The organism is Chitinophaga sp. SVR4-12A (assembly GCF_056754765.1).
Window position 1 is genome coordinate 898227 of the sequence record NZ_JBPGWP010000001.1, and the last position, 18200, is coordinate 916426.

At 48.6% G+C, this 18200-nt stretch carries 9 protein-coding genes; 4 read left to right on the plus strand and 5 right to left on the minus strand.

Features of this window, described 5'->3' with window-relative positions; translation table 11 throughout:
- Positions 1-60: 60 nt before the first annotated feature.
- Positions 61-4158 (minus strand): hybrid sensor histidine kinase/response regulator transcription factor, encoded by a 4098-nt coding sequence (locus ACR9Y8_RS03440; protein ID WP_481211834.1) that lies wholly within the window; start codon positions 4156-4158, stop codon positions 61-63.
- Positions 4159-4215: 57 nt separating this feature from the next.
- Positions 4216-5865: an alpha-L-fucosidase gene (locus ACR9Y8_RS03445; protein ID WP_481211835.1), complete on the minus strand. Its 1650-nt coding sequence runs from the start codon at positions 5863-5865 to the stop codon at positions 4216-4218.
- Between the two features lie 104 nt (positions 5866-5969).
- Between ACR9Y8_RS03445 and ACR9Y8_RS03450 the strand changes: the two genes are divergently transcribed.
- A complete protein-coding gene (locus ACR9Y8_RS03450) occupies positions 5970-6839 on the plus strand; it encodes a helix-turn-helix domain-containing protein (protein ID WP_481211836.1) in 870 nt (289 codons plus the stop codon).
- 13 nt (positions 6840-6852) lie between these two features.
- On the opposite strand, the gene ACR9Y8_RS03455 is transcribed toward ACR9Y8_RS03450, so the two are convergent.
- Together ACR9Y8_RS03455 and ACR9Y8_RS03460 are read right to left on the minus strand one after the other, a co-directional pair.
- The gene (locus ACR9Y8_RS03455; RefSeq protein ID WP_481211837.1) at positions 6853-7566 is read right to left on the minus strand and encodes an SGNH/GDSL hydrolase family protein; all 714 of its coding nucleotides are present in this window, start codon (positions 7564-7566) and stop codon (positions 6853-6855) included.
- Positions 7567-7577: 11 nt separating this feature from the next.
- Positions 7578-8486 (minus strand): aldo/keto reductase, encoded by a 909-nt coding sequence (locus ACR9Y8_RS03460; protein WP_481211838.1) that lies wholly within the window; start codon positions 8484-8486, stop codon positions 7578-7580.
- A 244-nt stretch (positions 8487-8730) separates the two neighbouring features.
- On the opposite strand from ACR9Y8_RS03460, the gene ACR9Y8_RS03465 reads away from it, so the two are divergent.
- On the plus strand, positions 8731-9186 hold the full coding sequence (locus ACR9Y8_RS03465; protein WP_481211839.1) for a ferritin-like domain-containing protein: 456 nt from the start codon (positions 8731-8733) through the stop codon (positions 9184-9186).
- Between the two features lie 63 nt (positions 9187-9249).
- On the opposite strand, the gene ACR9Y8_RS03470 is transcribed toward ACR9Y8_RS03465, so the two are convergent.
- A complete protein-coding gene (locus tag ACR9Y8_RS03470; RefSeq protein ID WP_481211840.1) occupies positions 9250-15606 on the minus strand; it encodes a fibronectin type III domain-containing protein in 6357 nt (2118 codons plus the stop codon).
- A gap of 296 nt (positions 15607-15902) precedes the next feature.
- Between ACR9Y8_RS03470 and ACR9Y8_RS03475 the strand changes: the two genes are divergently transcribed.
- Both ACR9Y8_RS03475 and ACR9Y8_RS03480 read left to right on the plus strand, forming a co-directional pair.
- Complete coding sequence (locus ACR9Y8_RS03475; protein ID WP_481211841.1) at positions 15903-17087, plus strand: PQQ-dependent sugar dehydrogenase; 1185 nt, start codon at positions 15903-15905, stop codon at positions 17085-17087.
- A 9-nt stretch (positions 17088-17096) separates the two neighbouring features.
- Positions 17097-18170 (plus strand): serine hydrolase domain-containing protein, encoded by a 1074-nt coding sequence (locus ACR9Y8_RS03480; protein WP_481211842.1) that lies wholly within the window; start codon positions 17097-17099, stop codon positions 18168-18170.
- Positions 18171-18200: the final 30 nt, after the last annotated feature.

The window sequence follows — 18200 nt, forward strand, 5'->3', positions numbered from 1 at the left end:
TGGGGGATAATTGTTACAAAGAGCTGATTTTCATTCAGCTTTTTTCGATTGAGCAGCGGGTTAATTATCTTTATTCCTAATATTTGCCATGTACTGCGAGGGCAGCATATTAAACTCTTCCTTGAAAAATTTGGTGAAGATCTTGGGATCATTAAATCCTACCTGGTATGCAATTTCGGCAATTGACATTCCGCTTTTGTCCAATAGTTGAGCGGCTCTTTTCAAACGGATCGAACGGATAAATTCCAAGGGCGACCTGCCGGTAAGGGAAACGATCTTTCTATAAAACGTAACACGGCTCATGCACATCTCACGGCTAAGATCTTCCACCGAAAAATCCGGGTTATCTATTTGCTTTTCAACAGCTTCCAAAGCCTGTTTCAGGAATTTTTCGTCCACAGGGGTGATAGTAACCTCCCCGGGATTGACCTCCACCTGCTTCTGGAACCTTTTCTGCAATAATTTTTGCTGTGCCAGCAGGTTATTGATGCGGGAAGCCAGGATCTCAAAGGTGAACGGTTTTGTAATGTAATCGTTCACACCTGCCTTCAAACCCTCCAGCTGCTTCTCTTCACTTCCCATGGCAGTAAGTAAAACAACAGGAATATGAGCGGTGAGCGTTTCGGTCTTAATTTTTTTGGCCAGCGCAACCCCGTCCATTAAAGGCATCATAATATCGCTCACCACCAGGTCTGGGTTTAGCTGCTTTATTTTTTCCCAGCCTTCTTTCCCGTTCGTAGCCTCTTCTATGTAATATTGCCCTTTCAGGTTATCCTTTAGATAAAATCGCAGGTCCTCATTGTCTTCCACTATGAGTATGGTTTTCTTCTTATCGCCCTTTTTACTTTCCTCCAATAATGGTTCTCCGTTTTCTGTTGGTAAAGGGCTTGTTGCAACCCGGGCCGAACATTCATAAATTTTCTTTGCAGGAAGCAGCACAGTAAAACAGGTACCCCGGTCCGGCTCACTCTTTACGGTGATGATCCCCTTATGTAATTTTACAAACTCTTTTGTAATAGCCAGGCCGATCCCGGTCCCCTGGTTTACCATGCTTTCCGGCACCTCCGTTTGAAAGAACCGTTCAAAGATCTTTTCGTGCTGGCTGGCCGGGATCCCGATACCGGTATCTTTTACCTCAATCGCAAGGGTTCCATCCCCTTCATTATTTACCGCCGGCTGATAGGTAAGGTGAATGCCCACGGCGCCGTTATCATGCGTATATTTAAAGGCATTCGAAAGCAGGTTGAATAGGATCTTTTCAATTTTATCCTTATCGAAATAAATTTCCAGGCTGTCGATATTAGCGGAGAAGGAAAATTGGATCTTTTTCTTTTCCGCAATATCGGTAAAAGCGTAGCTGGTGTCCTTACAAAACCTGACAATGTCGCCTATGGAAGGATGTAATCTTACTTCCTCCACTTCCATCTTCCTGAAATCCAGTAGCTGGTTTACCAGGTTCAATAAACGCTTTGCATTACGCTGTACCAGGTTTAATTGTTTTGCCTGCTCTTCATCCGTAGTATGTTGAATGATCTTGTCCAACGGAGCGATGATAAGGCTTAAGGGGGTGCGGAATTCATGGCTTACGTTGGTGAAGAATTTTGTCTTTAACTGTTCCAGTGCCTGCGCCCTTTCTGCTTCCCTGCGTTGTTGCCGCACTTCAAAACGCATCTGTATCCTGTCAAGCGTGATACGCCGGGCGAACAGGAATATCCCGGCTGCCATTAACGCATAGATACAATAGGCAAGCGGCGTTCGCCAAATCGGTGGTTCGATATGCACCTGTAAGGTCTTGACCTCACTCCATAGGCCGTAACCATTTAAAACCTTTACTTTAAAAACATAGTGCCCGGGATCAAGATTTGTATAGGTAACCCGCCGTTGATCACCGTTCACATACAACCAGTCAGTATTGAACCCTTCGAGCATATATGCATATTTATCCTGGGTACTATGATCGAAATCAAGTGAGGAGAATTCAATAGAAAAAACATTCTCTTTATGCTTCAGTTCAATTTCGGGCCCACGGGTCAGCGATTGCCGCAGCACAACACGGCCATTGACCACCATACCCGGATCTATGTTATTGTTAAAGATCTGCAGGCCTGTGAATACGATCTTCGGGCGGTATGAAGGCTTCCCGATTTTGCCAGGATCAATGATATTGAAACCGGAAGGCCCACCAAACAGCAATTCACCCGCATGCGTCTTCAAGGCTGCATTTTCGTTGAACTCGCGGTTCTGGATGTTGTTCTTCTCATCGTAACAGATAATAGTAAAACCGGCGCCATGCTGCTGTTGTTTTGGAACAGCGTTACATAATCCATTCGGTGTGGAAAGCCAGATACTGTGATAATTGTCCTCCAGCATATCCAATATCACATTATCAGCCAGGCCATTTGCAGTAGTAAATGTGAAAAATTCCTTTGTCTGTTCATTAAACAGGTTCAGGCCTTCGCCGCTCCCGATCCAGATCCTTCCCTTACTGTCTTCCAGGAGGCTGCTGATGGCATTGCTGCTTAAACTATGCTTAGCGCTTGTGTGCTGGTAGAGCTGTGGCGTGCGCTTATTTTTTTCGAAGACGGCAAGCCCCGCCCCGGTGCCCACCCATAAATTGCCCTTGGCATCCTGCAGGATAGCGGTTATAGTATTGGAAGCTGAGCCACCCGGTCCGGCTTTATGGTGTTCAAACTGTTTTGTTTTCCTGTTGAAAAGATCCAGACCACCATTCAAAGTACCTATCCATAACTGTTGATCCCTGTCTTCAAATACTTCCCATACATTGTCATCTGCCAGGCTGGAACGATCCTTATCATTGTGCCTGTAATGCGTAAACTGTTTCCCGTCAAAACTACTGAGGCCGCCCAGGTAACTACCGATCCAAAGGATCCCTTCGTGATCGATCCATAAGCTTACGATCACATTATTACTCAGGCTGTTCTTATTGTTTGGATCATGCAGGTATTGGGTGAAAGTATTTCTTCTCCTGTCAAAGTACATGAGCCCCCCACCGTTGGTCCCCAGCCAGATATTGCCCTGCCTGTCTTCCGCAAAACGGTTGATATCATCATATTGAAGGCTCCCGGCAATCAGTTCCTGGTGATGGTAATATGGAAATTGTACTATATCGCTGTTCAGGTAACTGATCCCCTGCTTGTAGGTGCCCAGCCAGATAATTCCGTGATCATCCTTATAAATAGCAGTGATACTGTTCTGACTAAGGCTCTTCGGGTCATCGGGGTTATTCAGAAGATAAGTGGTGCTGAAATGCTCATCTTTGCGGACCAGGGTTACTCCTCCATGGTCTGTTCCTATCCATATTAACCCGCTATTATCCTCCACCACCTGGCTTACCATGTCTGAATTCAACCTCGACGGTGAGGAGTTTTTATTAAACTGTTTGATGGTGCTATCCGGGGGATGAAAAAGAAAAACTCCGCTGTTGTAACACCAGGCCCAGATGTCTCCGTCTCTATCTATAAAGAAGTTATCAAAATCGCTTCCCTTATATTTTTGTTGGATAACAGCACTGGCGTAGACAACCTTACCCGGTTGCAGGTCATATTCCAGCAAAAATCCGTTGTGATACATCACCCATAAATTGCCGTTCCTGGATTCCTGGACGCAGGTGATCTTTTCCGAAGGGGATGATGACCGCGGCGGCCTTACCAGCCTTGCACTTTTAGCACTAACTGAATACAGGTACAAGCCAGCGTCATAGTAAAGAAACCAGTATCTGCCATTGTTGCCTTTGACAATACTTTTAATTCTGCCGGAAGGTAAACCGAAGGATTGTAAATAGCTGCCAGGATCAGCACTGAATTTCTCCGTGTCCGGATCATAGATACAGGCGCCTCCCATTGTAGATACCCACATCTTTCCATGCGGCAGCTCATATAGTGCCGTGATATTATTATCAGGAAGCGAAGTGCTGTCATTGTGATTTTTCCGGAATACCCTGCAGGAATATCCATCATAACGATTCAGGCCCGACATAGTGCCAAACCATAAAAACCCGTCGCGATCTTTCAATATGGCCTTTACCTGGTTATGTGAAAGACCGGTATAGGTGTTTAGCTTGGAAAAATTATAATGGCTGCTTTGCCCAAAAGCAGGGAGCGATTGCAAGGCCAAGACAATCCAGATAAAAAAACGCATCACAACGTGTTTAAGCCCATCCTTCACAATATAACAAAATACCCTCAATAAGCCGCCTCACACGATTTTCAGGCATAAGGCCTCCTGGTTGGGCAGCCTATCCGGCAACTGCACTGTCAGCGCATCCTTTGTCCGTTCTACCGGTACTTCGCCATGGCCCAATAATTCAACACGCGTGATGGCGGAAGGATAATGCTTACTATCCGCAGCCAGCGATTTGATCCGGGCTTTCCCATCCGCCGGCAAGCCAAGCACTATTGCATAGAGCGTATCTGCCTTGCTTGTAAAGCGGATATCTTCCGGTCCGAAAGGCTTTCCTTTACCTTCATTGAATCCCTGCGCGCTCAGGGGCGCTGCCGCTTCGATAGCAGGCCCTTCCCCGTATATCTTCCAGGGACGCGTGCCGTAGATGGACTCGCTGTTCTGTTGCATCCAGGAAGCAATGCCTTCCACAATAGCCAGTTCTGCGGAGTCAATATTGCCATCTCCACGTACCGGAACACTGAGCAGGAGATTGCCATTCTTGCTCACCACATCCGCCAGTGTATGGATCACTGTTTTGGCTGACTTATACCCTTGATTTTCATAGACCCTGCGATCATAATGCCAGCTGCCAATACAGGTATCAGTTTGCCATACATATGGCTCGATCTGCTGGCTTTGCCCACGCTCAATATCCCAAACCATACACTTTCGCTGCTCTTCATTAAGTATCTTACCGTTAAGCACTGCCTGCAGCTTGCCGTGCTTTTTAATGCTGCTGTTGTAGAGATGCGCAGCTATTCGCAGGCCGGCGTCGCTTACCGGCCACAAAGGCAGCACCGTATCGTCAAAATATACCAGGTCTGGCTCGTAGCGGTTGATCAGGTCTACTGTGCGGTTGAAGAACTTCTCGCAATAACTTTTACTGGGTTTGCTCGCCCCCGCCCCCCAGGCCCATTGCTGGTTGAAAGCATCCCAGCCTTGTACTTTGGCGCTACGCGGATGATTTTGTGCATAGAGCTCCTGTGGATCATATCCGTTCCACCAGGCATCTTTGCCGTCAGCTTTGGTGATCTTCCCATCATAGGGCACACCTGCCAATGCCCCGTTCTTATCCGCGCCCTGGGCTGGCTCGTACCAGGTCCAGGCATGCGCTGCATGCACGCTCACACCCAAAAACAGGCCCTGTTCCCGGGCTGCCTTTGCCCAGCCTTCGATGAGGTCTTTTTTGGGCCCCATGTTCACGGAGTTCCAGGACTGGTATTTACTATTATAATTGTCAAAATTGTCGTGGTGATTGGCCAGGGCCACAAAATATTTTGCGCCCGCCTTTTTATACAGTGAAAGCAGCTGGCCGGGATCCCAGTGCTCCGCTTTCCATTCATTTATCACGTCTTTGAAGCCAAACTTCGACGGATGTCCATATTTCTCAAGGTGGTATTTATAGTGGTCGCTTCCCTCCTCGTACATACCGCGTGCGTACCAGTCGCCATGTTCTGGCTGACACTGGGGCCCCCAGTGCGCCCAGATGCCGAATTTGGCATCCCTGAACCAGTCGGGTACCTGGTATTGCTTTAAAGACTCCCAGGAAGGTTTGAAAGGACCTTGTGCGATCTGCTCTCCGGGCAGGGAATTTTCAAGAAGTGCAGCAGCATTTGCATAACGTGCGGCCCATAAGGCAGGAACAGCTCCGGCCAGGCCTCTGATCATTGTTCGGCGTTTCATGTGCTAAAAATACCGATCTTCTTTTTTTCCCTTTTACCCAATATCGACAAAATAATTGCACTTTATCGACATCCAAACCCTACATTTGTTGCAAAACCTTGACTATGAGCGGAGAACGCAAGTTCCCGGATTTCATTTTACTGAATATTGGCCTCGCTGTCCATAATGCTGACTGGAACTGGAAGAACGTATGCAGCCCTTTTATCAGGATCCACCTGGTTAAAAGCGGGACAGCCAGGATCATCCGGGAAGACGGCACGTATGAACTGAAAAAGGGGCATTTATACCTCACCCCCTCCTATGTCCGCCACGGATATGAATGCGATGGCCGTTTGTCATTATACTATATCCATATCTACGAGGAAATGAATGGTCAGCCCAGCATTTTTGACCTCCTTGACTTTCCCGTGGAACTTGAAGCAGACGCGTTGATCATTCAGCTGATACAGCGGCTCGCGCTCATCAACCCTGACCGGGGACTACAATTCTATGACCCCAGCTCATACGATAATTCGCCTACCCTTATTAAAAATATTGCCCTTCACAGAACCATGCCTCCCGCTTTCGAAATGGAAGCCAGAGCTATCATCCAACAAATTTTTTCCCGTTTCCTGGCGGGAGCATCCGATAAGCATCTGGAGCTGGATCAGCGGATACTGAAATCGCTGCATTATATTCATACGAACATCGACAGGCCTATTAATATAGAAGATCTGGCAGCGCTGAGCTTTTTGACAAAAGACCATTTTATCCGGCTGTTTAATAAAAATATGGGGTGCACGCCGGGAAAATACATTAATCAGAAAAAGATCGAGAAGGCCCAGCAGATCATGTTGATCAGGGATCTGTCAATTAAGGATATTGCCTTCAGCCTGGGATTTGAGAACATTCCCTACTTCAATCGTCTCTTCAGGAAGATGACCGGGGTAAATCCGGGTAGCTATAAAAAGAAGCTCTGCCAGCAAAGCAAATAATCCGGCGCCGCAATTATCGGTTGATCTTTCCCTGCCTGTACGCCAGCACCGTATCCATAATATGCTTTTGCGCCACGCGCTCAAAGAGAATGCGATGCCCCGGTATATTCAGGTGAATACCATCCTGGTCATATGCTTTGTTGATAGTATTATCGGGGTTTGCAAAAGGTTCCCAGAAATTAATCACCTTGTCGCCGTAGGTTGCCAGCAGCCAGTCGCGCATCTGTGGCAATGTACTACGCGGATGCCCGAAAGTATTGGTGCGTGGCTGGGTAGTGGTCACCCACACCGGGATATGCTGATCCCTGACAGATTGTATGATCGTACGAAAATTAGCCTGCTGCTCTTCCAGGCTGTAGCCTGCGGCCGCATCATTGGTAGGCAGGTTGATGATGATGGCATCGGGATGGAAGCTGAGCGCTTTGGTAATATTCCTTTGCTCATCCGGGGCCGGCCGCCCTTCTTTCCTGGTACCCGTGGGCATTACTTCGTAGGTAGAATAGCCCGTCTTCGAAAGGTTCTGTACCGCTACTTCCGGCCCCAGCGATTGGGCAAAGCGGTTGACCCAGCAACTATCCTTTGGCCTGATGCCGTATCCTGCCGCTGTGGAAGAGCCCACTACAACAATTGTATACCGGTGATGATCCGGGGTAGTTTTGCAGCTGGCGGCCAGCAACAAGCACATGATAGCCACTGCAAATGCAGCGGCGGCGCTATTTCTACGCATGAGCAAACAGGTTATAAGGTAGCGGGATGCAGCGCCGCAGTGGATGTAGCATACAGATCGTACCAGTCCTGGTAATCAAGATCTATGGAAAATGTATTGACAATGTTTCGTATCCGCCTTTCATTTGTAGTGCCCACCAAAGGCAGGGCGCCTAATTTTACCAGCCAGGCTACTGCAATAGACTCAATATCTGCATTATACTTACGCCCGATCTCCTCCAGCCTGGCCCGTACTTTTACGGCCTGTTCATCAGTACCGTGGGCAATCCTTCCGGCCGCAAGCGGAGCGGTTACAAGGGGACGCATATACCGCTGCTTGATGTAATCTATCTGGCCATTATCAAATGCAGATGTATTCAGCAGGTTTAGCTCAATATGATTTGTTACAATAGGGATCCCTAAATAGGAAGCGAGCAGCTGATGCTGGAATACAGAGAAGTTCACCACTCCCACATGCTTTATCTTCCCCCGCTCCTTCAATTTCCTTAATGTATACGCTGTCGCCTCCAAATCTGCCAGGGGATCAAAATGATTAAGGAGAAATATGTCTATGTAATCCGTCCTTAATCGCTGCAGGGAATTATCTACGCTCTTTACTATATGATCCGGCGATGTGTTGCAGTGTTTCACGCGAACGTCCGGCACGGACGGGTGTGGCACCAGCAAACCACACTTTGTAAAAAGCACCACATCTTCCCGTTTAAAAGAACGCTTGCTCAATGCTCTGCCGAAAAGCTCTTCACATTGATACCCGCCATATATATCGGCATGATCAAATGTGTTAATACCCAATTCCAAACACAAATTGATCGTAGACTCCATTATCTTTTCTCCATTGGCTGTGTCATCGTTCCACCTGTAAAATCCGTATATGGCTGGCGATACTTTGGGGCCGCCGTCACCGATGTAAATCTTCTCCATATTTGATGTTAATTAAACGCTACGTTAAGATCGTGTCCAATTGGTCACATGACCAATTTATTCAAAGTAAAAACATTTTTATTAGTCTACAAAATGAGCAGACTTAATAGCAGACAAAATACCCCATATTGTGGCTTAAGATCAACCGATTCCCCTTATGGCGGGCACAGGGTTATCCGGCTGACTGCTTTGGCGCGGGCTTTGTACTACCTATAACATTATTCACCCAAAAAAAAGATGCATTATGGTAACTACGGATAATACCATCGAGGTACTGAACGACCTGATTGAGATCAACAATGACAGGATCGCAGGGTATGAGAAATCGCTGGCAGAACTAAAGGAAAACGATGCACATTTGAAAAGCTACTTCTTGAAGTATATAGATCAGAGCCGGCAGTTGAAGCTTGCACTGGGAACAGAGGTGCAGGTACTTCATGGCACGATGGAGTCAGGCACCACTACAAGTGGTAAGCTTTATCGCGCCTGGATGGATATCAAATCAGCATTTACCGGCCGTAGCGAAGAAACGGTATTAAGCAGCGCTGAGTATGGCGAGGATGCTGCGCAGAAAGCTTACACAGCTGCGCTGGAAGAAGATCTGCCTCACCATATCAGGGCCCTTGTAGCATCGCAGCAACAGGAACTTAAACAGGCACATGATGAAGTAAAGGCATTAAGGGACCAGCAAACTGCATAAAGTTACCTGAGTAAGTTATTTGAATATAAAGAGGCCACCTTCCGGTGGCCTCTTTATTATTTATTATTGCTTTATCAGCTTAATTGTCTTTACTGGTTTGTTATCAAATAGTACCTGTAGCAGGTACAGTCCATTCATAACCGGTTTGCCGCCCAGTTCCAGTCGCTCCTGGTAAGCACCGCTGCCCCTGTTACCCAGGTCTTTCACCAGCACCAGTCTTCCGTTGCCATCGAGCATTCTTACCATTACCCGCGTAGCCTGTTGCTGATGAATATGCAGGTTCAGGTTGATAAAATTGTCAAACGGATTCGGATATACGTTCACTACTGCGATGTCGTTACCATCCGTATTAGTGATCCCTGGCTGGGTACTGCTCATAGCACCCGCCAGCCCTACCGTGCGATTGCTGCTGCGTGCAGACATGCCTGCATTATAGACGGGCAGGGTTTGAATGGAGCTGCTGTCATCCGGCGGCGCAACCTTCATTACCAGGGTGTTCAGGTAGCCGTAGTTGAGCGCCGTATAAACGGAGATATAGATCTCGCCATTTTTATCAGGCATTACCTTATCGATAGTCACCGTGTTCTGGATATTGTCATTGGCATCCAGTGTTACTACCTTATTGCCGATAGCATAAGCGGTGACCCTGGTACCGCCACTGCCACGGCTGCCGAGGAAGGTGAAAGAATATTGCTTGGCCTGATCCAGTCCGCTGAATTTCAGTACGGCCGTATCTCCCGGCTCTGTATAATAAGATTCTGCCAGTGCCTTGTCAGGATATACGCCGCTGTCATTACCGGTTTGCGCGCCTGCCGGGTTGGTGCCCGTAAAGTTATCCACGAGGGTCAGCGATATGCCGGTGCCGCTGCCCGTGTCGTCCCACAGGTTTTTCCATACCAGGCCTTGTGTTGGCAGCGCAGCGGTGTTATTCCAGGGGGCGCCGGCTATATTGGTAACGGTAAAGTTCACATATACACCGTATGCCAGGGTAGCGCCGGAGGCGATATTGCTGTAGGCAGAGGTCAATGTTCCTGCTACTGCTCTTACCTGGTAGTAATAGATGCTGTTTGCACTCAGGCTGCTGTCTTTGTAAGTGGTGACGTTGGCGCCGGTGGTAGCTATCAGGCTGTAGGTACCATTGCGGGAAGCCGAACGCCATACTTCGAAGCCGGTTTCATTGCTGGATTTATCAGACCAGGTCAGCTGCAGGCTGGTCCTGGATTGTCCGCTGGCTGCCAGGTTAGCAGGTGTTAATGGTGTACCGTCATCTACATAAGACTGTATCACCATGGCATTGAGGTAAGCAGCCACGGAACCGGAAGGCTGCCTAACCGTAAACAGGATACCACCGGTGCTGTCGGGAACCAGGCCATTGATCTGCACCGTGTTGCTGGTATTGCTGGCAGCATTGAGCGTAACGGTTTGTCCGCCTGCGCTGTAAATGGTATTCCGGTTATCTGCTACACCCGCACGGGCGCCGAAGAACACCAAGTTGTATTTGCGGTCAGCACGCAGGCCGCTGATACGTATACGCCTGTCGCTGCTGCTCTGGTCATAGAAGAAAGTATGCATCACTGCATCCGGGAACACGCCGGAATTATCACCGGTGCTGGTGCCAACGTTATTGGCGCCGGTGAAGGGATCCAGTATCGTGATGCTGATACCGCTGGCAGCGCCGGTTTCATCCTGCAGGTTACTGATACCTGTATTGGCGTTGGGCAACGCATTAAAGTTGTTCCAGGGTGCGCCAACCGGTTCTACCTGGTTGCAGTTCACGTAAATGGAAGTGCTTTTCTTATCCGTTACCTGCACGGTAAAGCGCAGGCTGCTGGTATCGCCTTTGCTATCTGCAGCTTTTATTACAAGCGTGTACTTGCCGATATCGGTAGCAGTGGGCGACAAGGTGATAGTACCACTACCGTTGCTATTGTCCTGGAAGCTGGCGAAGCCGGGCAGGCTGACAGCAGACAGGGTGATCACATCTCCCGCCGCATCTGTGGCAGTAACAGCTATCTGTTTAATCGTATCTGTTTTGATGATCACATCAGCGATCGTAGCCAGTACCGGCGGTTTGTTCGGGATGGTAAAGGCGATGGTATCTGTATAGGCAGATACGCCATAGCCATTTACTGCCCTGGCTGTATAATACCAGGTTTGACCGCTGGTAGCCGTTGCATCCGTATAGGCGGTATCATTCGCCTTGGGACCGGGGCTCAGCAGGGTAAAGGCGCTGTTGCGGTCTGCTGAACGGTACAGCTCATAACCTGTTTCATTATAAGCCTGGTCTGTCCAGCTAAGCCTTACGCCTTCCGCGATGTTGCGTGCAGCAAAATGTCCCGGCCTGGCAGGTGCGGTGCTGTCGTCAAAAACAGCATTCACCACCATTGCATTGATATAAGCATACTGAGAGCCCGCAGCAGCTGTGAGGTCTACAGAAATACCGCCGGCAGAATCCGGGCGCATATTATTGATAGTAGCAGTTTGCGTAGCATTATTGGTAGCATTCAGGGTTACGCTGGTACCATTGATGGAATAGCTCGCAACACGGCTGTCGCTCACACCGGCCCGGCTGCCAAAGAATGTAAAGCAGTATTTGTATTTCGGATCTAAACCGGTCAGCCTGATCGTTTGCAGGGTGGTATTGGTCCACCAGCTGCTGGTCATCACATTGTCCGGGTACACGCCACTGTTTGAACCGGTGTTCGCACCCTGGTTATTCGTATTGGCGCCACCGTTAATGGTCTGCCAGGGGGTCAGTACATTCAGTGTAATACCGGTGCTGCGGCCCTGGCTATCCTTCAGGTCCGGATATACTTCGTACTGGGCCGGTTTCTGATTGGTATTGTTCCATGTGGAAGGTCCCTGGTAGGCGCCATCTGTGAAGTCTACGTTGATGGAGTAATTGGGATTTACATCCGTAACATTAATGGTAAAGCTTTTGGCATCTGTACCGCCTTTGCCGTCATCAACCTTCACTGTCACGGGATAAGCGCCTGCATCAGCATAACCGGGCGCCAGTTGGATCTGCGCTGTATTACCAGTGGCGGTGAAGGTGGCAAATGAAGGTAAACCTGTAAGGGTCCAGATAGTGGTATCTGTAGTATTGTTATCCGCGGATGAGAGGTTGACCTGTGCAGTGCCCTTTTCTGCAAGGCTCACATCGGCAATAGTGCTTAAAGCAGGCACGTAGTTATCATTTACCGTCAGGGTAAAAGATTGGGTAGCTGTTCCGTTATGCTGGTCGGTAGCCTTCACCTGTATATTACTCCACACGCCCTGGTCGGTACTCTGCGGAGAGAAGGTAAGCACAGCGGTACCGTCGCCCTCGTCGGTCAATGTAGCAAAGGCCGGAAGATTGGATGCGGTAAACGTCAGGGTTTCTCCATCCGGATCACTAACGCTGATATTACAGGTAAGCTGTGTACCATAACGCATGCTCTTATCAGGCAAAGCTGTCATCACCGGCCGGTTGTTAAGGGTGGTAGCGCTTACCTGGTTGGAAGTGTTGCCTCCCCCGTCGTTCCTCGCCGTTACCTTATAATAATACCTGGCATTGGCAAACAGTGCTGAATCTGCAAAGGTAGCCTGCGTGGTATTGTTGGCGGGCAGGGAAGCTATCAATACATAATTCGCGTTCGTGCTGGCGGAGCGGTATACATCAAACGCCACTTCATTGGTGGAATTATCTTTCCACTGCAGGTTGATCCGGTTGCCCGATACTGCTGTGGCAGTAAGCACACTGGGCGCGGTAGGTTTGGAAGGTAACCCTAATGTAGTACCGCTTGCATAGGCTGTAGGACCGGAGCTGCCATAGTTGTTGATCGCCTTCACCAGGTAGAAATAACTTTTATTGGCCGCCACGGTGCTGTCCGTATAGCTGGTAACGTTAGCGCCTGTGGTGGCAATGATCCCGTAAGTCCCGGTAGCAGTGGTGCTCCTGTATATTTCGAAGCCTGTTTCATTGTTCAGGCTGTCTGTCCACGAAACGTTCAGCTTGTTGTACGATATCGGCGTGACAGTAACTGTGCCGGGTGTATCAGGAACAGCGCCCAGGGGAATCGAATCTTTGAAATAGGCAGCAGGTATCTGCTGTCTGTCAATGTTCGGGCCTTTCCAGTACAGCTGCATAATTTCCCCGGAGCCGGTGCGTTCGAAATAAGAGAGCGCGATCTGGTGAGAACCGGCATTCAGGAAAACGGAAGCGCTTTTAGAAGTGGCGGTATGTGTACCATCGTTGTTCACCAGCGCAGTAGCGTTTGGACCATACGGCTGGTCAATATATAGTTTGCTGCCATCGTCTGAATAAGTCTCAAACGTATAGGTGCCAGACACCGGGATGTTGATATATCCTTCCCAGAGAAAAGCGTAGTTGTCAGACTGTGTTCTGGGACTTATATCTACATTGGCGCTTACGCCGGACTTGGTAGGTGTCAGGCTGCTGAAGTTAGGCAGCGAGGTCCAGGAACCGTTATAATATTTGTAGGCAAGCCCGTCGGATGCTGCCACCCTGGATACCTGGTTACTGGCCGGAGACTCGTTACCGCTGCCATCTCTCGCTTTCACTACAATCGTATACAGCTGACGGTTAGTGAGCCCGTACGCCATGAAGGAATAAGTAGTGGTACCGGAGACGAAAGGTACAGAGTATGTTTTTTTGCCGTTCAGGTAAATATCATATCTGTCTACCCCTACATCATCCGTCGAGTTGGTCCAGGAAAGATAAATCGCATTGGCTGTGCTGGCCGTCACTTTAAGGTTGCCAGGTGCGCTCGGTGGCGTGATGTCTGCCTGTGTGGACGCATTGGCTTCATTGCTGACGGCAGCTGCGCCGTTATTGTTCACTGCCCTTACAATATAATAATAGCGTGTGTTGACACCTAGCCCCGCGTCGGTAAAGGTGAGCACATCGGCATTCACCTTGCCTGCCAGTGTATAAGGTCCGCCGGCTGCAGGAGCGCGGTAGATCTCGAACTGCGTTTCATTGAATGCAGGGCTGGGGTTGTTGGTCCAGTTCAGTTTGATCTGCGTTTTGGAAACAGCCGAGGCAACTAATCCCGCCGCAGCGTCAGGCACATTGGCGCCCGCTGCATTGATCACCGGGAAAGGATTGGAGGGTATGCTGGAGCAGGTATATTGTTCAGCTACTTTCGCGATATAATTACCAGGCGTGCGCGCAGTGAAAGTATTGGACCGTCCTAATGTATCAGTGCCACCGGAAAGCATCCATACGTAGCTGGTATAGCCGGTGGGCAGCTGCAGCACCACACTGTCCCTGCCTTCGGGCGTGGGCAGCACGTTGCTCATCATACCGGAGATCTGGATATCCGGCGTTACGGTAGGCGCTTTGATCTTGATCACCACGGGTATGGGCGACCATGCCGACCAGCGGTTGCCGCTCTTTACGCGCGCATCATAAGTACCCAGGCTATTCACCACCAGCGTGTTGCTGTTGGCGCCCGGTATCACTACCCCGTCTTTCCGCCATTCATAGCCATCAAAGCCGGCGCTTAATCCTAATGTATCAATGATCGGGTCACCCGGACAAAATTCTGTTCTGCCATACAAAGGCCAGGGATTGGCTTTATGTCCACGGCTCATGAAAGGGAAATAATCTTTTTCTTTCCAGGCGTTATCCCACACACCATGGCCCGCACCCGCATAAATATTGAGCTTGTAGTTGCCACCCACAGCAGCGGCTGCATCCGCAATAGCCTGTGCATTGGCAGGTGGAGGATTAGGATCCACACCACCCTGGAACTGCCAGAGCGGCGTAAACTTATTGCTTTGTACATAGCCGATATAAGTGGAGGTGGCTGCACTGATAGGTGTAGCCGCAGCAGTTAGTTTAGGATAGCGGGCAATAAAGTCCCATACTGCCTGTCCGCCGCCGGAAAGGCCTGCTATCAGCACTCTGAAAGGGTCCACATTTAGCTGCGGTACAAAAAAGTTATTGATCAGCTCTGACGTGTAATCATAAAAGCTGGGGCCCCAGTAGCCACTCTGGTTCTGCCCGTAGAGGATGAAGCCGTCAAATGTACCATTGTCCACGGCAGTCATATATTCTTTTCCCCCGTGGTATAGCTGGTACTCATTATCGTAAACGGTTCCCTTCTCGCCTACCCCATGGAAGAAAACAATAATAGGATACTTTTTGGAAGTATCTGCTGCATTAAAGTTTTTGGGATACTTAAGGCGGAACTGCATCCCCTTATAGATATAACACTTATAAGAGTTAATCCCTGTAAAGGACAGCCGCGGTGTTCTTACCCACTTACCAATAGATCCCCATGCAGGTTGGGCAGGAGGATTGGCTGCATTGTAATCTACAACTGGATCGTTAGGATTTAGTACATTTTGTGCCCATACTGGCTGCGTGCCTATAAGCAACAGCAACAGCAATCGGAGGTACAATTTTATCATATTTTATGATTGAGTATCCGGTAATGACAATTCTACCAGGCTCTTTCATGGGATATGATGGTTAAAATATTACTAAGTATAGTAGTGGTTTCTCTGCGGAAGTGGTTAGATAGGATGTAATGGATTTCACCAAATACTGCGCAAGATAGTTATTAAATATTTCCTTGTACAGGAAAATCGGTAAATGAGATAAATTTTCGGGTGAATTTCTAAAAATATGCCGTAAACGTGTTTACGCAACCGTGAGCACTATACGGAATATTCCCCATTATTACTAACTTACCGGGAATTATTTTATGTCCACAGGAAAACTACCGTTGTTCTTATTGCTTGCCATGCAGGTATTGCTCCAGGCCCCAGGGAGCCCTGACAAGGGCGCGGTGGCTGCAGATGAGCCGGGCGGTTTTCGGACGGAAGAGGCATTTCCCTTCCTTCATTTTGATTTTCCTGTAGATATTACCCATGCAAATGACGGTACCGGCCGTCTTTTTGTTGTGGAACAAGCCGGCGTCATCAAGGTTTTTGAAAACAAACGTACAAGCGCCAACGCCTCCCCTTTTCTTGATATCAGGAACAAAGTGAGTTATGGCGGAGAGGCTGGATTGCTGGGTCTTGCCTTCCATCCCGATTACAGGCGCAATGGCTATTTTTATGTCAACTATACCACCCGGGCGGCGGGAAAGCTCGAGACGGTCATCGTTCGCTACCGGGTCAATCCTTCGAGCCCCAACCAGGCAGATTCCGCCAGCGAAAAGGTATTGCTCCGTTTTGACCAGCCCTGGGATAACCATAATGGCGGCGCCATCAGGTTCGGCCCCGACGGGTATCTTTACATAGCCACCGGCGACGGAGGCAGCTGGGGAGACCCGCACAACAATGCCCAGAACAAAAAAGTGCTGTTGGGGAAAATACTCAGGATTGATGTGAATAGCTCCGCGAAAGGAAATTATTCCATTCCGCCAGACAATCCCTTCAGCGGTAACAAGGAAGGTTTGCGGGAGGAGATCTATGCCTACGGACTGCGCAATCCCTGGCGCATCAGTTTTGATCCCCCTACCAATACACTTTGGGCAGGAGATGTTGGACAAAATAAGCACGAGGAAATTGATCTGATAGTAAAAGGCGGTAACTACGGCTGGTCACGGAAAGAAGGGGTGGAATGTTACAGAACCAGGAACTGTGACGATCCCTCGTTCATAGATCCGGTGCTGGATATGCCGCAGGCTAAGGGTGAGCGCTCCATCACAGGCGGTTTTGTTTACCGTGGAAAAAAACTGCCTTCTCTTGGCGGAAAGTATATCTTCGGGGACTATATCAGCGGTCGCATTTTTGCGCTTGAAACCAGGGATGGTAAAGCTGTTAAAAATAGCCTGCTGGTGGATAAGGTCGGGCAGATCTCTTCTTTCGGTATTGACGCAGATAACGAACTGCTTATTTGTATTCACCTGACCGGTAAAATACTCCGGTTAATCAGGCAATAAATGATAAACATGATGCACAAATGGCTATTACTGATCTTTCTTTTACCACATGTAGCGTTGGGCCAGGCATCCAATACGGTTACAAATGGTGATGCTGTTTATCCTGACAGTGCCTGGCAATTTACAGATGATGCATCCAAAGACGGCTGGAGCAAAGACGGCCTTAACAGCCTGAAACATTTTATTATAGACAGCACTCATGCAACAGGCATGTTGGTGATCCAATCCGGGAAAATCTTATTTGATTACGGCGATATAAAAGAAACCAGCTACCTGGCATCATGCAGGAAAAGCTTGCTTTCCATGCTGTATGGGCCTTTTGTGGCAAATAAGAAAATAGATCTTTCCGCCACCATGGAACAATTACATATAGATGATGTGGGTGGCTTGTTACCGATAGAAAGAAAAGCTACTGTCAGGGATCTGTTAACAGCGCGTTCAGGTGTTTATCATCCGGCCAGTAATGAAGGCGATGCTTCTGCAATGGCGCCCAAAAGAGGCAGCATTCAACCGGGCAGCTTCTGGCTGTATAACAACTGGGACTTCAATGCTGCGGGGTACATCCTGGAACAACGAACAGGACGCACTATTTATCAGCTGATCGACTCCATACTTGCCAGGCCATTGCACATGCAGGACTGGAATATTAAAGAGCAACGTAAAACCGGCGACACAAGCAGATCAAAATACCTGGCCTATCATATGTGGTTTTCAACCAGGGATATGGCAAGGATAGGCTATTTAATGCTCAGGAACGGAAAGTGGAAAGACCAGCAGGTAATTCCCGCTGACTGGGTTAAATTAACAACTGCCGTCGTCACACCTTACAAGGAGGCGGTTAAAGAAAAGACGGCATATTTTCATTTTGGGTATGGTTATTTATGGTGGATCTGGGACGCGCCTTATAATACAGGTTTTTATGAAGGCGCTTATTCTGCGACAGGCGCATTCGGACAATTTATAACTGTTCTACCTAAGCTTGACCTGGTGGTAGCGTTCAAAACAAAATATGAATACGGCAGGCAAACTCCCACTGATTTATATTTAAGGATTTTGGACAAGTTGGTGGCTGCAAGGAACTAAATTTTTACGCTTCGCCGCGTAAAATGTCAT

Coding starts and splice junctions, on each gene's coding strand:
- ACR9Y8_RS03440 (WP_481211834.1), bottom strand. CDS start 4,158: ATGCGTTTTTTTATCTGGATTGTCTTGGCCTTGCAATCGCTCCCTGCT.
- ACR9Y8_RS03445 (WP_481211835.1), bottom strand. CDS start 5,865: ATGAAACGCCGAACAATGATCAGAGGCCTGGCCGGAGCTGTTCCTGCC.
- ACR9Y8_RS03450 (WP_481211836.1), top strand. CDS start 5,970: ATGAGCGGAGAACGCAAGTTCCCGGATTTCATTTTACTGAATATTGGC.
- ACR9Y8_RS03455 (WP_481211837.1), bottom strand. CDS start 7,566: ATGCGTAGAAATAGCGCCGCCGCTGCATTTGCAGTGGCTATCATGTGC.
- ACR9Y8_RS03460 (WP_481211838.1), bottom strand. CDS start 8,486: ATGGAGAAGATTTACATCGGTGACGGCGGCCCCAAAGTATCGCCAGCC.
- ACR9Y8_RS03465 (WP_481211839.1), top strand. CDS start 8,731: ATGGTAACTACGGATAATACCATCGAGGTACTGAACGACCTGATTGAG.
- ACR9Y8_RS03470 (WP_481211840.1), bottom strand. CDS start 15,606: ATGATAAAATTGTACCTCCGATTGCTGTTGCTGTTGCTTATAGGCACG.
- ACR9Y8_RS03475 (WP_481211841.1), top strand. CDS start 15,903: ATGTCCACAGGAAAACTACCGTTGTTCTTATTGCTTGCCATGCAGGTA.
- ACR9Y8_RS03480 (WP_481211842.1), top strand. CDS start 17,097: ATGATGCACAAATGGCTATTACTGATCTTTCTTTTACCACATGTAGCG.